Source organism: Rhodopirellula maiorica SM1 (assembly GCF_000346295.1).
In the GTDB taxonomy this organism is placed as follows: domain Bacteria; phylum Planctomycetota; class Planctomycetia; order Pirellulales; family Pirellulaceae; genus Novipirellula; species Novipirellula maiorica.
This window is the reverse complement of the sequence record NZ_ANOG01000157.1, coordinates 1-18,784: the sequence shown is the minus strand read 5'-3', so window position 1 is coordinate 18,784 and position 18,784 is coordinate 1. Positions and strand designations below refer to the sequence as shown.

General features: G+C 55.8%; 12 protein-coding genes. 7 read left to right on the top strand and 5 right to left on the bottom strand.

Translation table 11 applies throughout. The features are described 5' to 3' along the window. Nucleotides 1–45: 45 nt before the first annotated feature. Both RMSM_RS43340 and RMSM_RS04730 read right to left on the bottom strand, forming a co-directional pair. The gene (locus tag RMSM_RS43340; protein ID WP_008692346.1) at nucleotides 46–177 is read right to left on the bottom strand and encodes a hypothetical protein; all 132 of its coding nucleotides are present in this window, start codon (nucleotides 175–177) and stop codon (nucleotides 46–48) included. 233 nt (nucleotides 178–410) lie between these two features. After that, a complete protein-coding gene (locus RMSM_RS04730) occupies nucleotides 411–1,622 on the bottom strand; it encodes a DUF1559 domain-containing protein (protein WP_008692344.1) in 1,212 nt (403 codons plus the stop codon). Nucleotides 1,623–2,674: 1,052 nt separating this feature from the next. Here RMSM_RS04730 and RMSM_RS04725 point away from each other — a divergent pair. The 3 genes from RMSM_RS04725 to RMSM_RS04715 all read left to right on the top strand — a co-directional run bounded on the left by RMSM_RS04725 (nucleotide 2,675) and on the right by RMSM_RS04715 (nucleotide 7,413). Continuing rightward, on the top strand, nucleotides 2,675–3,985 hold the full coding sequence (locus RMSM_RS04725) for an N-succinylarginine dihydrolase (protein WP_008692338.1): 1,311 nt from the start codon (nucleotides 2,675–2,677) through the stop codon (nucleotides 3,983–3,985). A gap of 137 nt (nucleotides 3,986–4,122) precedes the next feature. Beyond that, nucleotides 4,123–4,638, top strand: coding sequence for an RNA polymerase sigma factor (locus RMSM_RS04720; RefSeq protein WP_008692336.1), 516 nt, complete (start codon nucleotides 4,123–4,125; stop codon nucleotides 4,636–4,638). A 72-nt stretch (nucleotides 4,639–4,710) separates the two neighbouring features. After that, the gene (locus RMSM_RS04715) at nucleotides 4,711–7,413 is read left to right on the top strand and encodes a VWA domain-containing protein (RefSeq protein ID WP_052031487.1); all 2,703 of its coding nucleotides are present in this window, start codon (nucleotides 4,711–4,713) and stop codon (nucleotides 7,411–7,413) included. A gap of 86 nt (nucleotides 7,414–7,499) precedes the next feature. Here the strand turns inward: RMSM_RS04715 and RMSM_RS04710 are convergent, their stop codons facing one another. Next, nucleotides 7,500–7,970 carry an RDD family protein gene (locus RMSM_RS04710; RefSeq protein ID WP_052031486.1) on the bottom strand — a complete coding sequence of 157 codons (471 nt, stop codon included), beginning with the start codon at nucleotides 7,968–7,970 and terminating at the stop codon, nucleotides 7,500–7,502. Nucleotides 7,971–8,620: 650 nt separating this feature from the next. Then, nucleotides 8,621–11,086: a DUF4159 domain-containing protein gene (locus tag RMSM_RS04700; RefSeq protein ID WP_144057375.1), complete on the bottom strand. Its 2,466-nt coding sequence runs from the start codon at nucleotides 11,084–11,086 to the stop codon at nucleotides 8,621–8,623. 64 nt (nucleotides 11,087–11,150) lie between these two features. Here RMSM_RS04700 and RMSM_RS04695 point away from each other — a divergent pair, with 64 nt between their 5' ends. From RMSM_RS04695 to RMSM_RS04680, 4 genes are read left to right on the top strand one after another with little or no spacing between them, the layout of a single operon-like run. Next, nucleotides 11,151–12,143 (top strand): AAA family ATPase, encoded by a 993-nt coding sequence (locus RMSM_RS04695; protein WP_008692325.1) that lies wholly within the window; start codon nucleotides 11,151–11,153, stop codon nucleotides 12,141–12,143. A 2-nt stretch (nucleotides 12,144–12,145) separates the two neighbouring features. Next, nucleotides 12,146–13,033, top strand: a complete 888-nt coding sequence (locus RMSM_RS04690; protein WP_008692323.1) for a DUF58 domain-containing protein — start codon at nucleotides 12,146–12,148, stop codon at nucleotides 13,031–13,033. Between the two features lie 26 nt (nucleotides 13,034–13,059). After that, nucleotides 13,060–15,579 (top strand): BatA domain-containing protein, encoded by a 2,520-nt coding sequence (locus RMSM_RS04685; protein WP_160168229.1) that lies wholly within the window; start codon nucleotides 13,060–13,062, stop codon nucleotides 15,577–15,579. Beyond that, nucleotides 15,576–17,849: a glutamine amidotransferase gene (locus RMSM_RS04680; protein WP_008692319.1), complete on the top strand. Its 2,274-nt coding sequence runs from the start codon at nucleotides 15,576–15,578 to the stop codon at nucleotides 17,847–17,849. The genes RMSM_RS04685 and RMSM_RS04680 overlap by 4 nt, the downstream gene beginning before the upstream one ends. Nucleotides 17,850–18,018: 169 nt before the next feature. Here the strand turns inward: RMSM_RS04680 and RMSM_RS04675 are convergent, their stop codons facing one another. After that, entirely contained in the window at nucleotides 18,019–18,756 is a 738-nt protein-coding gene (locus RMSM_RS04675) for an LON peptidase substrate-binding domain-containing protein (RefSeq protein WP_008692317.1), read from the bottom strand. Between the last annotated feature and the right edge of the window lie 28 nt (nucleotides 18,757–18,784).

Genomic DNA, 18,784 nt, shown 5'->3' with positions numbered 1-18,784 from the left:
AGCTAACACGGTTTTTGGAGCCGCTTGGAAATTCAGCGAACGGCTCTATTTTGGCTCGACGTAGTTGTCGTACCCGTCACCTTCGGATTGAGCTTGATACTCTTCAATCGCGCTCTGATCGAGCCCCGTCGACACTGGGGCAGCCTCTTGCTCGCTGCAACCAAGGGAGAACGCCATAAACAAACAACTTAATAGCAGGGCACATCGCATTATTTTGCAGACCTTTGAATCACAAAATCGGTGTCGACTCGAGCCCTAAAGAACTCGAATCGTTGAAAAGAAAACACAAACGACTACAGCGGGAAACATCGAGGTTTACGCCGACCGTTTACCCCAGTTCGAATCAAACAGCTTCCCAAACGCCTCTGCCTTCACTGCGGAAGACAGAGGCTTTTGCATCGGGGACAACACTACAGACTGATGTCAACCGTCTCTTTGGAAGCACGTGTTCCCAGGGCTCCCCACACGCCATAGCGGCTTTGCAGGCCAACCGCGGGTGAACCCGATCGTGTATCGGGCTGTGCCAATGTCGAGGTTCCTGCTTCGATCGAATCGGTAATAAATTTGACCGCACCGTCACCCATCAGAACATGGCAACCTCCTTGGTGGCGGCTCGATGGCGGTGCTACTGCATCGCGACGGTCGTCTTTCTCAGAGCACAACGCCTTGTTGGGTGGCAAAACGGTGAAGACACACGAGTAGACCGGCATCCGATCGGCCCAGCGGTATCCTCGACCAAAGTTCGCGTTGACGGTCGCGCCAGAAGGCCAGAACTGAGGCCGCGTGGCATCAACTTGTTGTTGACCGTAGGTGGGATCAAGTCGACATTGGTTCTTTTCGTTCGCCGCCCCGTAGGGATCATTGGTTGGCAGCGAGGTGCGGGCATCTTTGTCGCCAAGATCGGTTGTCAATTCACCCATGATCATCGTGTTGGCCAATCCATCGAGGATGTCTCGAAATGCAGTTTGGCGACCGGGGACGAACGCACCGCGATAGGCAGCGTTTGCGGTGGATGCAGTACCGGTCGTCCCCGAATACGGATAGGACGCACCGCTGGCAATCGTCGTGATGTTGAGATAACTGTCACGACTGCCCACCGCGGAATCACCTAAGCACGCGCCATAGTTAGTACGTCCCAGCGCGGGCAACCCCGTTCCTGGGTCGCTTGGACATCGCAATGCCGGCAGTTCAGTCGCCCATGGCAGATACGCGATCCGGTCCGGTGTCGGTCCCATCGCGGGCCAAACGGCGGGGGTTCCACCGCCATTGTCCAGTGGGTTGCTGATTTGCTCCCAAATCGCTTGTTGTTCGATGAACGGCGTCAAACCGACCAGAATCGACAGTCGATAGTTATTGGCGGTATTGATGTTGTCCCAGTCGTTGTTTCCGCTGGCAGTCTGCGTTCCGGTACCGTGCATCGGCAACTTGTTGTAAGCCGCGTGGTAGTTATGGACCGCCAAACCGAGCTGTTTGAAGTTATTGCTGCAGCTCATCCGGCGAGCAGCTTCACGGGCCGCCTGCACTGCAGGCAACAGTAGCCCGACCAGTACACCGATAATGGCAATGACGACAAGTAGTTCAACAAGGGTAAAACCGTGTTTCTTTGATGCACGGAGGGGCATGGGGAACCTGCTATTGGAAAAAGGAAGTAGAAGAACAACCGGCTACTCAAGCGACACCAAGTAACTCTCCGCTCGCTTCATGGCAAGAAACGCCAAGGGTTGTACAAGATATAACTCGGCAATGGCCGAAATGTTCTGCGAGACTGTAGAATTTTCACTAAAGAGCGACAAGACGGGCCAGAATTAGCCTTTATGCCATTTATCAATCGGAAGATCACACAGACGATCAGTCCCGCGGAAGTCAAAACCGGCGGCAAACGCGGCCATCACGAGGGGACAGGGCAACCCTCGATGGAAAATCTCGAAGGGAACTGCTGTGGAGCATTTTTCATCATCCGAATTCAGAAACACCGAACGGCTTGTTGATTTAATCCAAAGTCAAATCGCAACAGTCAGCCGGGGCCTTAAGGAGAACGTCCGGCTTAGGGTGACTCTAACAACTCGCATTCGTTCTTTTTTTAAGGCCGGAGGCCGGTACAATTCATGCCGGTGGTGTTAACCACCGGTTTGGAATACAGCAAATCCAAGCCCGGAGGCCGACACATTTACACAGTCATTGTGTCGGCCTCCGGCCTAAGCCGGACGTTCTCTAAGGCACCGGGGGGGAGCCGTAATGCAACATTGAATGCGTGGGACAAGTCCGCTGACGCGTCGTGGCTCAATAAATCAACAAGCCGTTAACAAATCGTTGGTTTGCTATCGATTTGTCAGGGCAAACGAAGCGTTCTCCTTAACGAGTGGCCGGTCTCGAAAATCGTCGCTTACTTGTCGTCCATTCGACCGTGACGATGCGATCTGCCAGAATGAATGCACTGCACGCTCGGGGCGATTGGCAACCGGGGCTAGCGGGCTGTTGATTTAAAGAGCTGCTCGCGCGTCAGCGGCCGGGTTCCACGCATTACCCGGTGCCTTACGGCCCTCGGCTCACCAATGCGATTTGCATTTCGACTAAACCAACAGTCTGCTGGCCCCAAACGGCTAACGGGATTTCACCCCACGATTACTGCCTACCTTTTTAGCATCCCTTCTCGCCTCCGACTTGAGTGAGTCTCTTGAAATTAATTGAAATCCAGGTCGATCGTCTTGTTGGGCCCACACATCATTTTGGTGGGCTTGGTGTTGGCAACGTCGCTTCACTGTCACACGCAGGCAATGTTTCAAATCCCGCCAGCGCCGCGATCCAGGGGCTCGACAAAATGCGACTGGTCGCCAGCTTTGGCGTGCCGCAATTCATTTTGCCGCCGCAGCCTCGGCCGGATGTGGCTTTTTTGAAGCAAGTGGGGTTCCAAATCGCCGATGGCGAATCGCTGAATCAAGTTGCCCAGCAAACGCCAAGCGTGCTTTCGGCTGCAATGAGCTGTTCGGCGATGTGGACGGCAAACGCCGCCACGGTCTCGCCCGCAATCGACAATCGTTTTAATGTGCCCTCGATGACGGTGGCGAATCTTGACGCCAGCTTGCATCGTGCGATTGAGGCCAAGGCAACACGGCAAGAACTTCAGGGTCTGTTTCCGCAGGCAAACGTGTTGCCGCCGCTTCCGGGCGGCGCCGCGATGCGTGACGAGGGCGCCGCCAACCACATGCGATTTGGCAGCGACCAGAACCAAGCTGGAATCCACCTGTTCGTCTACGGCGACGGCGAACCCGAACCGAACCATTTTTGGCCACGCCAATCACGGCTCGCGTGTCAAACGCTTGCAATCGGCCAGGGGCTCGATCCCGAAAACACCTTTTTTGTTAAACAGCATCCCGATGCGATCGATGCCGGCGCGTTTCACAACGATGTCGTTGCCGCCAGCCATCATGACTTGTTGATTCATCACGAGCGAGCGTTTTGCGATCCCGACTCAGTGATCAAACAGATGGCCGATCGTTATGAACAACTGTTCCGACGCCCGCTGCGACGCATCGTCGTCAGCGAAACGGATCTGCCACTTGCCGACGCGGTCCGCACCTATCTTTTCAACAGTCAATTGATCAGCCCACAGGTAGACACCGAGAACGCGGCCGCGCCGGTGCTGATTTGTCCCTTGCAAGTGCAACAGCACGATCAGGCGCGGACGGTGGTCGAATCATGGATCGGCGAATCAAAACCGTTTAGCGATGTTCGTTATGTCGACTTGATCCAAAGTATGGCAGGTGGCGGAGGACCGGCGTGTCTGAGGCTGCGAATCCCGCTAACGCCCGCCGAGTTAGCACAATGCAATCCGCGTCATCGCTGGACCGAGGAGCTTGACGATCGTCTGCGACAAACGATTCGCGAGTTCTATCCCAGCGAGGTTTCGCCGATGGACTTGGCTTCAGCCGAATTGATTTCTCAATCGCAGCAAGCTCACGCAGAAATTGCTAAACTATTCCAGTAGCACGACTTGCGTCTGTGACACTGCGGTTGCCTTCGTCGAACTTTCACGTTTTCTGTGGAACGTCCCTAACATTCTTTTCTTGGTTTCGTTGTCGCTAATGAAACCCACGTTTTTCTCCTCATCCGATTTCCATCATCATGCCGGATCACTCCCCAAATCAGTGGCCCGCCGAGACCATCAGTGCATTGGTGGATCGTTTTGAGCGACCGCTGTTGGCGTACGCGTCGCGGATGCTTGGTGGTGATTGGCAAGAGGCGCAGGACGCGGTGCAGGAAACGTTTCTGCGGTTGTGCCGCGAGGATCGTGAAAAAATCGAATCTCGTGTCGCAGCATGGCTGTTTTCCGTATGCCGAAGCCGAGTCATTGACATGCAAAGAACAAAACATTCGACGCCGATCGACGCGTCAAAGGTCTCGCTCGCCGACCCTGCACCGGATGTATCCGAGGTGGCCAGCGACGAGGAAGCACGCCACCGCTTGACGGAAATGGTGGATCAATTGTCGCCACGACAACAGGAAGTATTGCGTTTGCGGATGCAGGCGGGATTGAGTTACCGCGAGATCGCCGAGGTGACCGGATTGACGGTCAGCAACGTTGGCTTCCATCTGCACGAAGCGGTTCGCAACCTCCGCAACTCGCTGGCGATGAGCTAAACGCAAAAAAGGTGTCCGACACTTTTTTTGAGCAAAGCTTCCGATCCAAACACAAAAAAACTGAGTGCTAATATGTCTGAATCCATCTGGAATGATCCTCGCATCACCGCTTACGTGCTTGACGAGTTGCCCACCGATGAGCGTGCGACTTTTGAAAGCGAAATGAAGTCCAATCCGGAACTGGCCGCTGCGGTCGAAGAAGCTCGCGGCGTGACGGGCAAGCTCGATGCGTTGTTCGCTGCCGAGTCGACGCCTCCGCTGGACGCCAATCGCCGAGACAAGATCATCGCGAGTGAAAACCATCCGACGTTCGTCACCCCAAAGTTCCAACGGGCTTGGTACCAATTCGGCGGAGTGGAACTTGTCGTGACCGCGGCGATCGTGCTGATCATCTGTGCGATCGCCATCCCGGCCAGCATGTCGCCAAAAGTTGCCATGAACGGAAACGAAGTGGTCGACCCGCAAGAGGAACCAACCCTTAGCCAAGAAGACTACATGCGAATGGCAAAAAGTGGTCAAGAAGAAGACGAGGAGGCCGCGGAGTTGCCGAGGAGTTCAGTCGACGCCAAGCAAGAGTTGAACTCCGCTGATTTGGCCGATGCCAGCGGCGCTGCGATCGCGGAGACGGCACCGTCGATGACATCATCGATGTCCGCAGCACCAATGGCAGCCGATTCCATCTCCGGAAAACCTCTCAATCGCGCGAAAGCGATGCTGAATGAGGATGCAGTGCCACCCCCAGTCGCCGCTCAACCCATGCTGAAAGAAATGGCTGCGGATGAAGGTCTTGGCGGGGCGGGACAAGCTTCGGCGTTAAGCATGTCGCCATCGCAGACTGAATCGCCTGGTGCCTCGTCCGGATTACGAGCCGCATCGGAGCCCAGGTCCGAAGCGTTACAAAAATCTCGACGTAGCATGATGACGCGTCGATCCGCTGCAGCCAAAGAAGCAAAAGATTCGGAATCGGCGAAGAAGTCCGAAGCAAGTCAATTGCATTCGATTGCTCCCGATGCCCCAGCAGCCCCAGACCCTTTCGGAGACGCATCCGCAGCGCATCCCTTTGAGGAAGCGGAAGTGGCCCAGTCGGAATATGCCCCAGGGGGGATGGATATGGGGATGGGGATGTCGGCAGGTCCGGCTCTGGAGGCCCTCGGAGGCGCGTCTGCCGAACCCACTGAAGCGATCACGTCGGGTGGCTATGCCCTTCCGATGGATACGATGACGCGATCTCGCACCGATTTAAAATCGCATCTTAAACAGACTATCCCGAGGTTGCCCAAAGCCGTCCGGTTGCTTGACGAAGAAGTCCGTAACCCCGAGGGCGTTGGCCCTGGAACTCCCGGGGACCAGTTTGACGTGATCGAGGACAACCCGTTCCGACGTGTTTCCGAACATCCGCTGAGCACGTTTTCGGTGGATGTCGACACTGCCAGCTACAGCAAAGTGCGTGACTTTCTTACTCGTGCAAACCAGTTGCCACGGCCTGACGCTGTCCGGATCGAAGAGATGATCAACTATTTTGATTACAACTACGAACCGCCCGCCGGCGACGCGGAACATCCCTTCGCGGCTCGCGCCGTCGTGACCGAGTGCCCTTGGAACCCGCAACATCGGCTGGCCCGGATCGCACTGAAGGGCAAAGTGATCGAGCAATCCGAGCGACCTCGCTGCAACTTGGTGTTCTTGTTGGACACCAGCGGATCGATGAACCAGGCCAACAAATTGCCGCTGGTCCAAGACGGCATGAAAATGTTGCTGGAGCAATTGAACGAGAATGACCGAGTCGCGATCGCGGTCTATGCCGGTTCCGCCGGATTGGTACTGGATTCAACCAAAGTCAAAAACGGCAAGAAGGTCCGCAAAGCGCTGACGCAGCTGTCCGCTGGCGGCAGCACCAACGGTGGCGCAGGAATCGCCTTGGCCTACCAAGTCGCTCGCGACCATTTCATCACCGATGGCGTCAATCGCGTGATCTTGTGCACCGATGGTGACTTCAACGTCGGCACGACCGGCACCGACGCATTGGTCCGCATGGTGGAAAAGGAAGCCAAAGGCGGCGTCTTTCTCTCGGTGCTTGGCTTTGGCATGGGCAACCATAACGATTCGATGCTGGAACAGATCAGCGGCCGAGGCAACGGCAACTACGCGTTCATCGACAACGAAAAGGAAGCTCGCAAGGTGTTAGTGGATCAAACCAACAGCACGTTGGTGACGATCGCCAAAGACGTCAAATTGCAAGTCGAATTCAATCCAACGCAAGTCAACTCGTACCGTTTGATCGGCTACGAGAACCGAGTGTTGGCGAAAGAAGATTTCAATGACGACCAAAAGGATGCGGGCGAGATCGGTGCGGGGCACAGTGTCACCGCTCTGTATGAAATCGTTCCGGCTGGCAGCGAACCCGATGCGGCCAAGCCCAAGGTCGATGACTTGAAGTACCAAGCCAAAGTGAAACCGACCGAGGCGGCACAGAGCGACGAGATGTTGACGATCAAACTGCGTTACAAACAGCCCGACGGCGACACCAGCACCTTGGTCGAGTTCCCGGTCACCGATGACGAAAAGGGATTTAAAAAGGCCGACATGGAGACACGCTTTGCTGCAGCCGTCGCTGGTTTTGGAATGCAGCTTCGCCGCAGCGAGTACAAGGGAAACTGGACGCTCAGCGACGTGATCCGCGTCGCCGAAGCCAGCAAAGGCGAAGATCGATTCGAATTGCGAGCCGAGTTCATTCAGATGGCTCAAAAGGCGAGTCAATTGATGGGGCAAGAATAACGCCGAAAGATTCAGTGCCGCGTCAAGGTTCCTCCGACGCAATCACAGCTTCCCCAAAAGCCGTGATTGCGGTTTGTTTTTTCATGCTATCGGGACTTGACGACAAATGTGTTTGGGAAACGATCGTGCCAACCTCTCGAGGTTTCTCCTAGAAAAGAGAACGCTTCGAACGGAATGAGTCGCGAAAAAGTGCGGCCGAGAATCTGGCCAAACGAGGGTTTGCCCCCCTGATCATTGACCACTTTCGTTCCCGTGACCAATTTCCCCAGCGTCCTTGCCATGGTGGCTTCGCACAGGATGTAGTAGCCGAGCAACAAGGGGAGGCCAATCAAAAAGCCTGGGGTTTGGTTGATAAAGTCTACGCCATCTTGACCGCCAACTAAGGCGACGGTCGCCCCAAAGACAAAACTGACAACGAACTGCACCATATAGTCAATCAAAAAATTCGCAAGCCGAAGTCCTTTCCCAGCCGGAACGACTTCACCGTCAACGAGGTACGCGGCTGGTTCATCCAACGTCGCGGTGGATGCGGCATAAGGATTCAGTGGTTCATTCATTTTGTCACGGCTCAATTTGTAGAAAGTTTTGGGAAGCGGAACAGAGGTTACGATCACAGTCGTAAAATGTTTGGTAGGAACATGGAGGTAGGAAAATGCTCTGGCATCGCATCAGTCGGTACATTCCGAGCCATGCCTTTGGCCAGTGAGCCGATTGCCAAGCACGATTAACAAGCTGCCGAATCCGAAATAGCATGCTAGCGCAGTCAGGATGCCTGGCAGATCCGCCAGAATGCTTTGAATGGTGATCTCGTGTATGTCGATGACGACAACGATGATAGGGACCGCGATCACGATTGCGCCAAAGATCCTGATAAGCGAACCGAGAGCACGCTTCCAGCTCGGTGTTTCGGCGAAAGCTTTTTGTGCCGAAACTGCAGAGGGTCGGTTGGGGTTTGGGGCAACGGTCACAGTGCGATACGGTTCAGAGGGCGAAGGACAGTCAAACGATTGTAACCGCGATACCGAGTCCCCAGCCTGCATCCGACGCTTCACCGCTCGATGAAAACTGTGAATTATGCCTGATTCGGGCGGCGAAGAAAAAATGCGGAAACGGCGGAGGACCATTCGCCGCAATTGAAAACGTGAAATTGATGTTTGTAAATTGACAGGCGGATGGGAATCGGACTACAGGCTGGCAGCCTGTGCTACTATTGATTGAGTGCGAAGAGGACGAGGTTGGCGACAATTTTAGCAGCGTCTTCGGTGGGGTAGCCGGGGCATTGCACCGAGTTTTGACTCTCCAGTGCACAACTGATATCCAGCGGTGAGAAAAAGACGCTGGCCATACCGTCGACCGAGGCAAACTCTAACATCGGTGCGCCGCTGCGACGACCGACAACCTGTCCGGCACCGCGGCCGTTGGGCGTGCGGATCGTTACCGAGGTGATGTCGAAACCGCCATACGCACTGGTCATCGCAGGATGCGAACCCGCCATCGTCTCAAGCGCTGAACTTGGTAATAGCGTCCCCATTTCTCGCCGAAATGACTTGGCGAACGCTTCGTTGCCACAAATCGCCGTACCGATCACAAAGCCGCCATTTCCAATGTATTCCGCCAACCCTTGACGTTGTTCGGCGGTCAATTCAAACTCGGTACGTCCATGCATCCATAATACCGGTACGCCGCTTAGACCAGCCGATTCGATCTGTACCGGCTGATCGGCTGCGAGGATGTCGATCGGCACCCGCTGGCGAATCAACTCGGCCGCGTTGGGGATCGCTCGGCGAGCCTCGTCGCCGCCCGCGCCGAGCGACAGCATCGCAACCTCGATTGATCCACGCGTTGGCTGCGGAGCATCCTGGGCATCTAACACGACCCGTTTTTCCAGTTTGTCTTTCAGTTCGCGACCGGTGGCATAGGCGATCACGTTCTCGCCCAACCGTACCGCGACATCCAATTGCTTTCGCACAGGCTCGGACAGCTCGCGGCGCGAGAATAGCACGTCGCTCAATTCCCAGCGACACGACAACGAATTCGGAACGTAAAACACAGCGGTTCGGCAGCACGCTTGAACCCCATACACCCAGAAGTCTTTGTCGATCAGTGGAATCGATGTTGGCGCGACCTCATGTTGGGCAAACCACACCGGATGACTCGGCGGCAAGCGATCCAGTGGAGCTCCGTCGAACCATTTCGCACACAACTCGCGAACGCTCGCTTCGAACGCAGACGCGTCGCCACAACCATCGCCTGCTTCGGCTTCGAATAATATCGTGCCTCCTTGCTCTACATACTCGCCCAGATTTTCAATCAATTCAGGCGAGAAATTCAGCGAGGCTTTACCGCTGATGACCAACACCGGCGTTTGCAGCAAATCTTCGACCGAGGCGGCCTTGCCCTTGTCGTGCTGGCCGATGATGGTTTGCCAAGTCAGATCGCGGCCCCAGTCGCGTTCGACGTGACGGACTAATTGTTTCAGTCCTTCGGGATGCGATTGCCACTGGTTGGCTGGTTGGCTTTCGTATTGCAATTGTCCCGCAACCACTTGGCGTTTGCCTTTGCTGAGGAACAACAACGCGAACGACGTTGCAATGTCGCGGTTGTTTTCCATGACACCGGCCCCTGACCAAAATCCTTGGAATTGATCGTGCGCGTTGAGCAATTGTTCGGCGCCTTCGCGGTACCAATCATGCCCACCGATGAACCGTCGTCCTGACAACCGGCCAACGCGTTCGAGGGCGTACAGGTAATAGAAAAAAGTCATCGAATCGCCCCCTGGATTGACTTCGGTGGTAAACCGATCGCCCAGCCACTGCAGCCCCGCCTCGACCGGGTCTTTTTCCAGCGATTCGCTACCACAGCACTCGATCGCATCGCCGACGATTTTCGAGCTGCCCGCAGACGTTCCATCGCGACCGATAATCATCGAAGCGATCCCGGCGCACGTCATACTGCCAGTCGGCGGTTGACTGCTTCCGTATCCCCAGCCGCCGTTGCCACGCTGGATCTTTTTCCAATAAGCGATCGAACGCTCGAACACGGCGGGGTCAATTTCGATGCCCCGATCTTTCGCAGCACCGAGCGCCAAAATGGCGAACTGCGAATTCGACGGGTCGCCGTTGCCTAGCCCTTGGCCGTAGCTCCAGCTTCCAGCGTGGCCCCTATTACTCTGGCTGCGTTGCAAATCGATCAACCAGCGAACGTTGCGGCGGATGCGATCGAGGTCACCAGCGGCCCCGAGTTGGCAATAAACCAGCGTTTGTAGAGAGACGGAATACGTTTCTTTGGGCTCAAACAACCGTAAATACCGCATCGCGCGAATCATATCGGGATCGTCGCGCGAGACGCCTGCATTGAGCATTGCCAGCGTACATAGCGAGCTCAGCCCGCACGATTGGCTGCCATATTCGTGCCATCCGCCGCGGTCCGTTTGCGAGCTGCGAAGATAGGCAACCCCACGATCGATGGCTCGCTGGACGCTGGCCGCGTCAATCTCGGCAGCATACGCAGGACGGACCATCCCGGTAAGCAACAAAAGCGTCGCAAAAACGATCGTTCCGACTTGGCGTCCTCCCGCCATCTGCAATACCTGTCTAAGATAACTCGACGAGAAGATTTTCCGTACCTCGGCAATGGCCCGTACCTCGGCAAAGGAATGTACGTTTTTCATCATGACTAGTCCTCCTCCTGCACCCAATTCCCCCCCACCGAATCAACCGGCGCGGAATTTAGGTGACGTGTTACGCGAGTTTTCTCAGCATCAGCAAACGATGCGGGCCGAGCTTGCCAAGGTCATTGTGGGCCAAACCGATACGATCGAGCAATTGTTGGCCGCCATCTTCACCCGCGGCCATTGTCTGCTCGAGGGAGTTCCGGGGCTCGCCAAAACGCTGATGGTCAGCACGTTGGCCGAAATCCTTGACGTTTCCTTCAAGCGTATTCAGTTTACACCGGATTTGATGCCCTCGGATATCACGGGCACGCAGGTGATGGAAGAAAACGAAGCGGGACGGCGCAGTTTCCGCTTTGTCCAAGGCCCGATCTTTACCAACATCCTGTTGGCCGACGAAATCAACCGGACGCCCCCGAAAACTCAGGCGGCCCTTTTAGAGGCGATGCAGGAGCGGCAAATCACCGTGGGAACGGAAACCTATCCGTTGTCGCCGCCCTTTTTTACGATCGCCACGCAAAACCCGATCGAGCAAGAGGGCACCTACCCGCTTCCCGAAGCGCAACTCGATCGTTTCATGTTTAATATCAAAGTCGGCTACCCGACGGCGGCCGAAGAGGAACAAATTTTGACGGCGACGACCCGCGGCGAAACGCAAACGGTCAACAAGGTGCTGTCGTCTCGCGCGATCCTGAATATTCAAAAGTTGGTTTCCAGCATCGCGGTCAATCCGCTGGTGATCCGTTATGTGGCTCAGCTGGTCCGTGCGACTCGCCCCAAAGATGAAACGGCCCCCGAATACATTCGTGACCTCGTCGATTGGGGTGCGGGTCCTCGCGCGGGCCAGAACCTGATCAACGGCGGTAAAGCCATCGCCGCAATGAACGGCCGATTCAGTGTCGATCCGAGCGACATCCAACGAATCGCCATTCCGGTACTGCGTCACCGTATCGCAACCAATTTCCAAGCCCAGGCCGAAGGGATGGATACCGACGCGGTGATCCAACGACTGCTCAAAGACATCCCCGTTCCTGAACCGGAAAAGATGACAAAGTCGTAATCGTGGCCTCACTGCTTTCCCCCGAATCGATCCAACAAATCAAACGGCTCGACCTGCGTGCGAGGATGGTCGTGCGTGGATTTTTGCAGGGGCTGCACTCCAGTCCGTTTCATGGGTTTTCGGTCCAGTTCAGCGAACACCGACGCTTCAACCAAGGCGACGATCCGAAGCTGATTGATTGGTTGGTCTATGCCAAAACCGACAAGTACTACGTCAAACGTTTTGAAGCGGAAACCAATCTGACGGGGTATTTGGCGATTGATCTGTCGAAGTCGATGGGGTTTACCGAGAGCCAGAGCATGACCAAGTTCGAATACGCCACCTGCTTGGCGGCGTCGTTGACCTATCTGATGACGATGCAGCAAGACCCGGTGGGACTGTTGACGCTTGGGGAAAAAGTACGCGCCGAGTTGCCGGCACGAAGTCGACGCGGGCATCTTGGCGACGTCATGGCGCGATTGACCCAGATGCAACCGGTCGGCAACACCGATTTGGCGGCGTCGCTAACGCAAGTCGCTGCGATGTTGAAGCATCATTCGTTGGTGATGTTGTTCTCGGATCTATTGGATGATTCCGAAGCGACGCTTTCCGCGCTGGCTCGACTGCGTCACGGCGGTCACGATGTGATCGTCTTTCATATTCTCGACGAAGCCGAAGTCAACTTTCCCTACGACGGACCGGTCCAGTTCGAAGACAGTGAAACCAACGAGACGATCACCGTGGACGCCACAGGGTTTCGCGAAGATTATTTAGCGCAATTAAATGAGTTCCGCGACAACTTTCGTGAGCGATGTGCGAATTTGCGAATCGACTATGTCCCGCTAGACACCAGCATGCCGTTTGACAAAGCATTAACGGAATACTTAATGCAGCGACAAAAGTCCAAATAACTTGAATTTAGCGGTAGAACAAACTCGTGACATTCTTAAATGCAACTCTGATGCTTGGTCTCGCGGCAGCCGCCGTGCCGATCGTGCTGCATTTTCTGTCGCGGCGCGAGCCTAAGAAGGTGGTCTTTCCATCGCTACGTTTCTTGACCCAGCGGTACGAGACAAACCGCAGCCGCTTGAAGATTCGTCGCTGGTGGTTATTAGCGCTGCGGATCGCGGCGATCGCGGCAGTCGCATTCGCGTTCGCGAGACCGGTGATCCATCAATCGCTTTCGCTGACTTGGGTGACGATCGGGTTGGTGGCCGCTGCGGGACTCGGCATGTTGATCTTGGCGGGGATCGCATTTGCACGCGGCTTTTCGCCTCCGCTGCGTTATGCCTTGACCGCCATTGCCGTGTTGGCATTGTTGTCGGCGATCATTTGGGGCGGTGTGACCTATGCAACCGGCCCACGACCGGCCACCGATTCGGCATCCCCGGTGGCGATGGCAATCGTGATCGACAATTCCGCAACCTCCAGCTGGCAAACCAGCAGCGACAACCGCATGCAGCGAATCGAATCGTTAGCCGAATGGATTGTCGCTCGCGTGCCTCGCAGCAGCCGGATTGCGGTGGTCGATCGATCGCCAAGCCCCGCGTCGTTCGCGCTGGACAGTGCGAGTGCCTTGTCGCAAATCGAACAAATCCAACCGCTCGAAGTGACGCAGCCAATCACTAGCCGCATTGCCGCAGCGATTAGCTTAGTTCAGTCGAGCGATCTATCGGCACGGGCGGTGATCGTGATCAGCGACCTCAGTGAATCGAGTTGGCAGCAGGCGATGGATGACGCAAGCCTACAGCCATTGTTGGAAACTGACCCGAGCGTCAATCTGACGCTCGTGGACCTGGGTGATTTCGAGGGCAGCAATCGATTCGTTTCGTCGCTGCAAGTGTCCGATCTGACGCCGCCCGCTGCGACGCCGGTGTCCGTTTCCGCTCGCGTTGGGATCGCCGGCAATGTGAACGAAAGGAGCCAATCGATCACAGCCGAATTGGAAATGTATGACACCGATCCTGCGTTGCCTGTCATTCGTGATGGCAAGATCCAGCGGCCGAATCTAAGCAGTGTGGATCGTACCAGTGTGCGACTGAGCGGCAGCGGAACCGCCGAGGTTTTGTTGACCGTGCCGCCGATGTCGGTGGGGACGCACCACGGAAAAATCCGTCTGATCGGCGACGACTCGATCGCACTGGACAACGTACGCTATTTTTCGATCGAAGTACTGCCGGCGTCACCCGTGTTGATCGTCAGCGACTCGGAAGAGGAAGCACGCGTGCTGGGTCAATCGATTACGGCGCCGCTGATGATCGATGACCCGAACGCAGAGTACCGTGTTGAATCAATTCGTTACCAAGATTTTGCGGTAGTCCGTCTGGCTGATTTTGATGCGGTAATGTTATTGGATCCGCCCAATCGCGCGCTCGAGGATCCTCAACTCGCACAATACATTCAGCGCGGCGGCGGTGTCTTCGTTGCGCTCGGTCCGGCCGCCGAAACAACATCCGAGCCCTCGTCGACATGGCCAAGACAGGTACGACGTTGGCGAGTGCCCGAGCCAGGCACGTTTTTACAACCGCTGAATGAATCCCATCCGCTGCTAGCTCCGCTTAGCAATATTGCTGGTGGCGTGCCATGGAACCAATTTCGCATTGCTCAATACTGGCAAATTGAATCACGAGCCGAAGACAAAGTGAAACTTCGCCGATTGGCACAATTCGCCGGCACCGAGCACGCGGCGTTGGTCGAGGTGAAAAACGAAGACGCAGATTCACGGGGCCGCGTCGTGATGATGACCACTCCGCTGCCTGCTCTCGCCAATTCGACTCGCCGCTGGAACGAACTGTTCAGCGGGACCGATGCCTGGCCGGCTTTCTTGTTGGTTCGCGAGCTGGCGGATTACTTGACGCAGCGTTCCGCAGGATTGCGTGATTCGTTGGTCGGGCAACCTCACACGATCACGCTCGTTGACTCGGATGAACTGGGGGTGGCGTCCAACGACCGCGTGGATCGTGCATCACCGCCGGTCAACGCTTCGGATTCGCAGGCGGCCGCGACAAAGCCCACGAGCGAGCGATTGACGCGTCGTTACCAACTTTATCCACCGGGAGACGCCAGCTCGATTCCTATTGATGTCGATATCGCCAGCCAACAATTTACGATCACCAACATCAATACTGCGGGAACGTATTGGGTTCGAGGCCCCGAACTGCATACCGGTTTTTCAGCAAACATCTCCGATTCCGCTACGCGACTCGACCGTGTCGATGCCGAAACGCTCGTCAATTCCTTCTCGAGCGATCATGTGCAATTGGTTACCGACCGTGAAGAAATCGATTTGCGAGGCGATCAGGACAGCCAACGTGTCTCGTTGCATTCCCCAGCAATGCTGTTAGCCCTCGTCGTGTTTTTGATGGAACAGATTTTAGGAAATCGATTCTATCGCAAACGTGATAGTGCCCGGGCATCGATCAAGCAAACGTCCACCACAGCGGGAGCCACCGCGTGAGTTCGTTCTTGATCGAACCGATCTATGATTCTGCCGTCGTTGCCTTTTTGGTTTCGGCGCTGGTCGTTACGATCTTGGTCTTGGTGACGCCACCGACGGAGAATCCGAAGCAGCGACGTTGGTTAATTGGTCTTCGTTTCCTGGCCGCATTCATTTTGATGTTGGCGATGTTTCGGCCCGGGTTTGTCCAGACCGACACACGTCCTGCCGAGGCGACGCTCGTCGTGGCAGTGGATACGTCTCGGAGCATGACATTTCCCGACGACGACCGCGGCGACCGATGGACGCATCAACAACAAGCGTGGCAAAAACTGGCTGCAGGACTCGGCACGCTCGATGAATCGATGAGCGTCCGCTTGCTTGGATATGACAAAACCGCAAACCAATTGGACAGCGCACTTCCCACAGCACTGGACGATCGGACGCCGGAGGGCGATTTGACGGATCTGGCCGCTGCTGCGACGGCGGCAATTGCGGCGGCTCAAGGGCAACCGTTGGCCGGAGTCGTGCTGATGGGCGATGGCGCCCAAACCGCGCCAATCGATGGTGCCGGCGCCGAACGAATCGCACAAATGCTGAAGACATGGGGCGTCCCGCTGTGGACGATCCCGATCGGACCGGCCGGCGGTCAAGAGGCCAACCGTGATGCCGGGATCGACGCATTGCCCGAAAGTTTCCAGCTGTTTTCCGAAAACGAATTCGATGTCAATTTCCAGGTGCAACTGCGTGGGCTGGCGGGTACCGAAGTCCCCATACGAGTCCGCTGGATCGATGAAGCCGGAAACTCGACCGTTGCCGCGGAGCGGCAACTCGTTGCCGAAAAAGCGAACGAAGTTAAAGGGATGTCGCTGCCAATCGTCGCCCCGGCACCAGGGGTATACCGATTGAATGTCGAAGTCGATCCCATCGCCGGTGAGCTAGTCACGTCTAACAATCTGCAAACGGCGTTTGTGAATGTCCGCGAAGGAGGCGGACGGATCCTGTATCTCGAAGGCGCGACCCGGTTGGAACAAACGTATCTTCGTTCGGCGCTGAGACGGTTTCCCGATCTGGATCTGACCTATCAATGGATCCCAAGGGATACAGAGGCGAGATGGCCGATTGGACTGCGTGATTGGTTTCAAAAGGGCAAATTTGATATCTATATCATCGGCGACTTGGACGCGGATGCGATTGGCCGCGAGCAGTTGACCCAGCTCGCGCAATCGGTATCCGAAGGAGCGGGCTTGGTGATGCTGGGCGGCTACCACAATTACGACGCTGGTGGTTACGCAAACTCACCCCTGTCAGACGTATTGCCGGTGCAAATGGACGCATCGCGTCGCATTTCGATCCAATCCGACGACGTTGACAATCCGCGTCTACAGATCGCTGGTCCGATCACGATCAACCGATCGCGTCCGCATCCCATCACCAACATTGGCGGCGAGGATGCGGATGCGACGTGGTCAACGCTGCCGAATTTATTAGGTGCAAACCGCTTTGTCGGTCCCAAAGTTTCCCCGGGCGTGCAAGTGCTACTCGAAACCGCCGACAAAGACCCGTTGTTGGTGGTCGGCGAATATGGACGCGGGCGGACCGCGGCGATTGCGTTCGATTCGACATGGCGTTGGTGGCGAGAAGGACGTAGCGAAGCCTATCGTCGTTTTTGGCGTCAATTGGCGTTGTGGTTACTCTCACGCGAAGAAGATTCAGGGGATCGCATTGTGATCGAACTCGATTCGCGACGGTTCGCCAACGAATCCGACACTGGTTTTCGTGCTCGATTGAATTCGCTAGCGGACGAACCAACTCAAGTCAAATTGTCCGCAGAGATTATCGACGAGAACAATCGCGTCACCGCAATCACCGACACTGCCAGCTCGACGGTGGCGGGTCAGCAAACGGTCACAGGCATGATCCCCAATCTGGCACCGGGCTATTACCGGCTGAAGGTCGGCCCGGCGAATGGTGACGCAAAAATCAAAGCGGAAACCCTCGCATTTCAAGTGATCGACCAGAGTCGTGAAATGTTGATGCCGATGGCTGATCCAGGTTACTTGCGTCAATTGGCCGAGATCACAAAGGATCACGGTGGCGCCGCGTTTTCTCACGAGGAAATCGACCAACTCGTTGAGCAGATTGCCGCACGTCGCCATCAAGCCGAAGCCCCCGTGGTCGAGAAACAGATGCTCGGCGACGATCCCCTCAGCGGCTGGCTTTTGTTCGTCCTGTTCGCCGGTGCCCTCTCGACCGAATGGTACTTGCGGCGACGTTGGGGTCTGGTCTGATAGTCGCTGATCGCTCCGCGATCATGGCGTGCAGCGGATTTGCACGTGTGCGGTAGGGCATCTAGCCTGTCGCAGGTGCTGATGACAGGCTGGAAGCCTATCCCACATTCTAAAGGAAATAGTGACTCGGTTTCAGCTTCACTTAATGATCGCGGAGCGATCAACGACGTTAGTTCACACTGAATTTTGGGGGGAAAGGCTCGTCGTCCTGCGAACGACCATCGCCATCCTGTTCTTCGGACGAAACCGAATGCAAATTCACTTTGCCGCTACGCAGCAAACGGACCAATTCCGCAGCACGATCATCAACGTCCGCGATCGCCAACAACCGCAATTTGGCTTCGATCTCAAACGGCAACGTGTACGAGATAATGTCGGTGATTGGGCCCAGCCCCATTTGGCCCGCCATCAATTCATGCAAACTTTTGGACGCTTGCTTGCTGGCCGGGATGATGGTCGCAAAGGCTTCGAGCAGATCTTTCTTCAACTGAATTCGATGCTCGGCACCGATCGGAGGATAGAAATCAGAGCGAACGTCGACTTCGGCGATACGAAACGGACGTCCGGCGTCCAGTTCACGAGTGATAATGGCTCGCTTCACTCCGACCAACAAAATATTGTGCTGGTCGTTCTCGAGTTCGGCATGCGACACAATTCGCCCGATACAGATCGTGGTGGCAATCGGCGGCTGCTGATTTGGCATCACCGCGATGCCTCCTGTCAACGTCGCCATCGCAATCAAACGATCCGAAGCCAGCGATTCGCGAAGCATCTCGCAATAACGAGGTTCAAACAGATGCAAAGGCTGCATCGCATGCGGAAACATCACCAGTTCGGGCAACGGAAACAGCCGCACTCGACCATCAAAATCGTCCGGCAACTGAATCACATCGTCTAAATTATCCATCTGCTAATCGCACCTTTTGCTGTACGAG

Bases quoted from the DNA above. Each gene is read 5' to 3' on its own strand.
- RMSM_RS43340 (WP_008692346.1), bottom strand. From the start codon at position 177: ATGGCGTTCTCCCTTGGTTGCAGCGAGCAAGAGGCTGCCCCAGTGTCG.
- RMSM_RS04730 (WP_008692344.1), bottom strand. From the start codon at position 1,622: ATGCCCCTCCGTGCATCAAAGAAACACGGTTTTACCCTTGTTGAACTA.
- RMSM_RS04720 (WP_008692336.1), top strand. From the start codon at position 4,123: ATGCCGGATCACTCCCCAAATCAGTGGCCCGCCGAGACCATCAGTGCA.
- RMSM_RS04715 (WP_052031487.1), top strand. From the start codon at position 4,711: ATGTCTGAATCCATCTGGAATGATCCTCGCATCACCGCTTACGTGCTT.
- RMSM_RS04710 (WP_052031486.1), bottom strand. From the start codon at position 7,970: ATGAATGAACCACTGAATCCTTATGCCGCATCCACCGCGACGTTGGAT.
- RMSM_RS04700 (WP_144057375.1), bottom strand. From the start codon at position 11,086: ATGATGAAAAACGTACATTCCTTTGCCGAGGTACGGGCCATTGCCGAG.
- RMSM_RS04675 (WP_008692317.1), bottom strand. From the start codon at position 18,756: ATGGATAATTTAGACGATGTGATTCAGTTGCCGGACGATTTTGATGGT.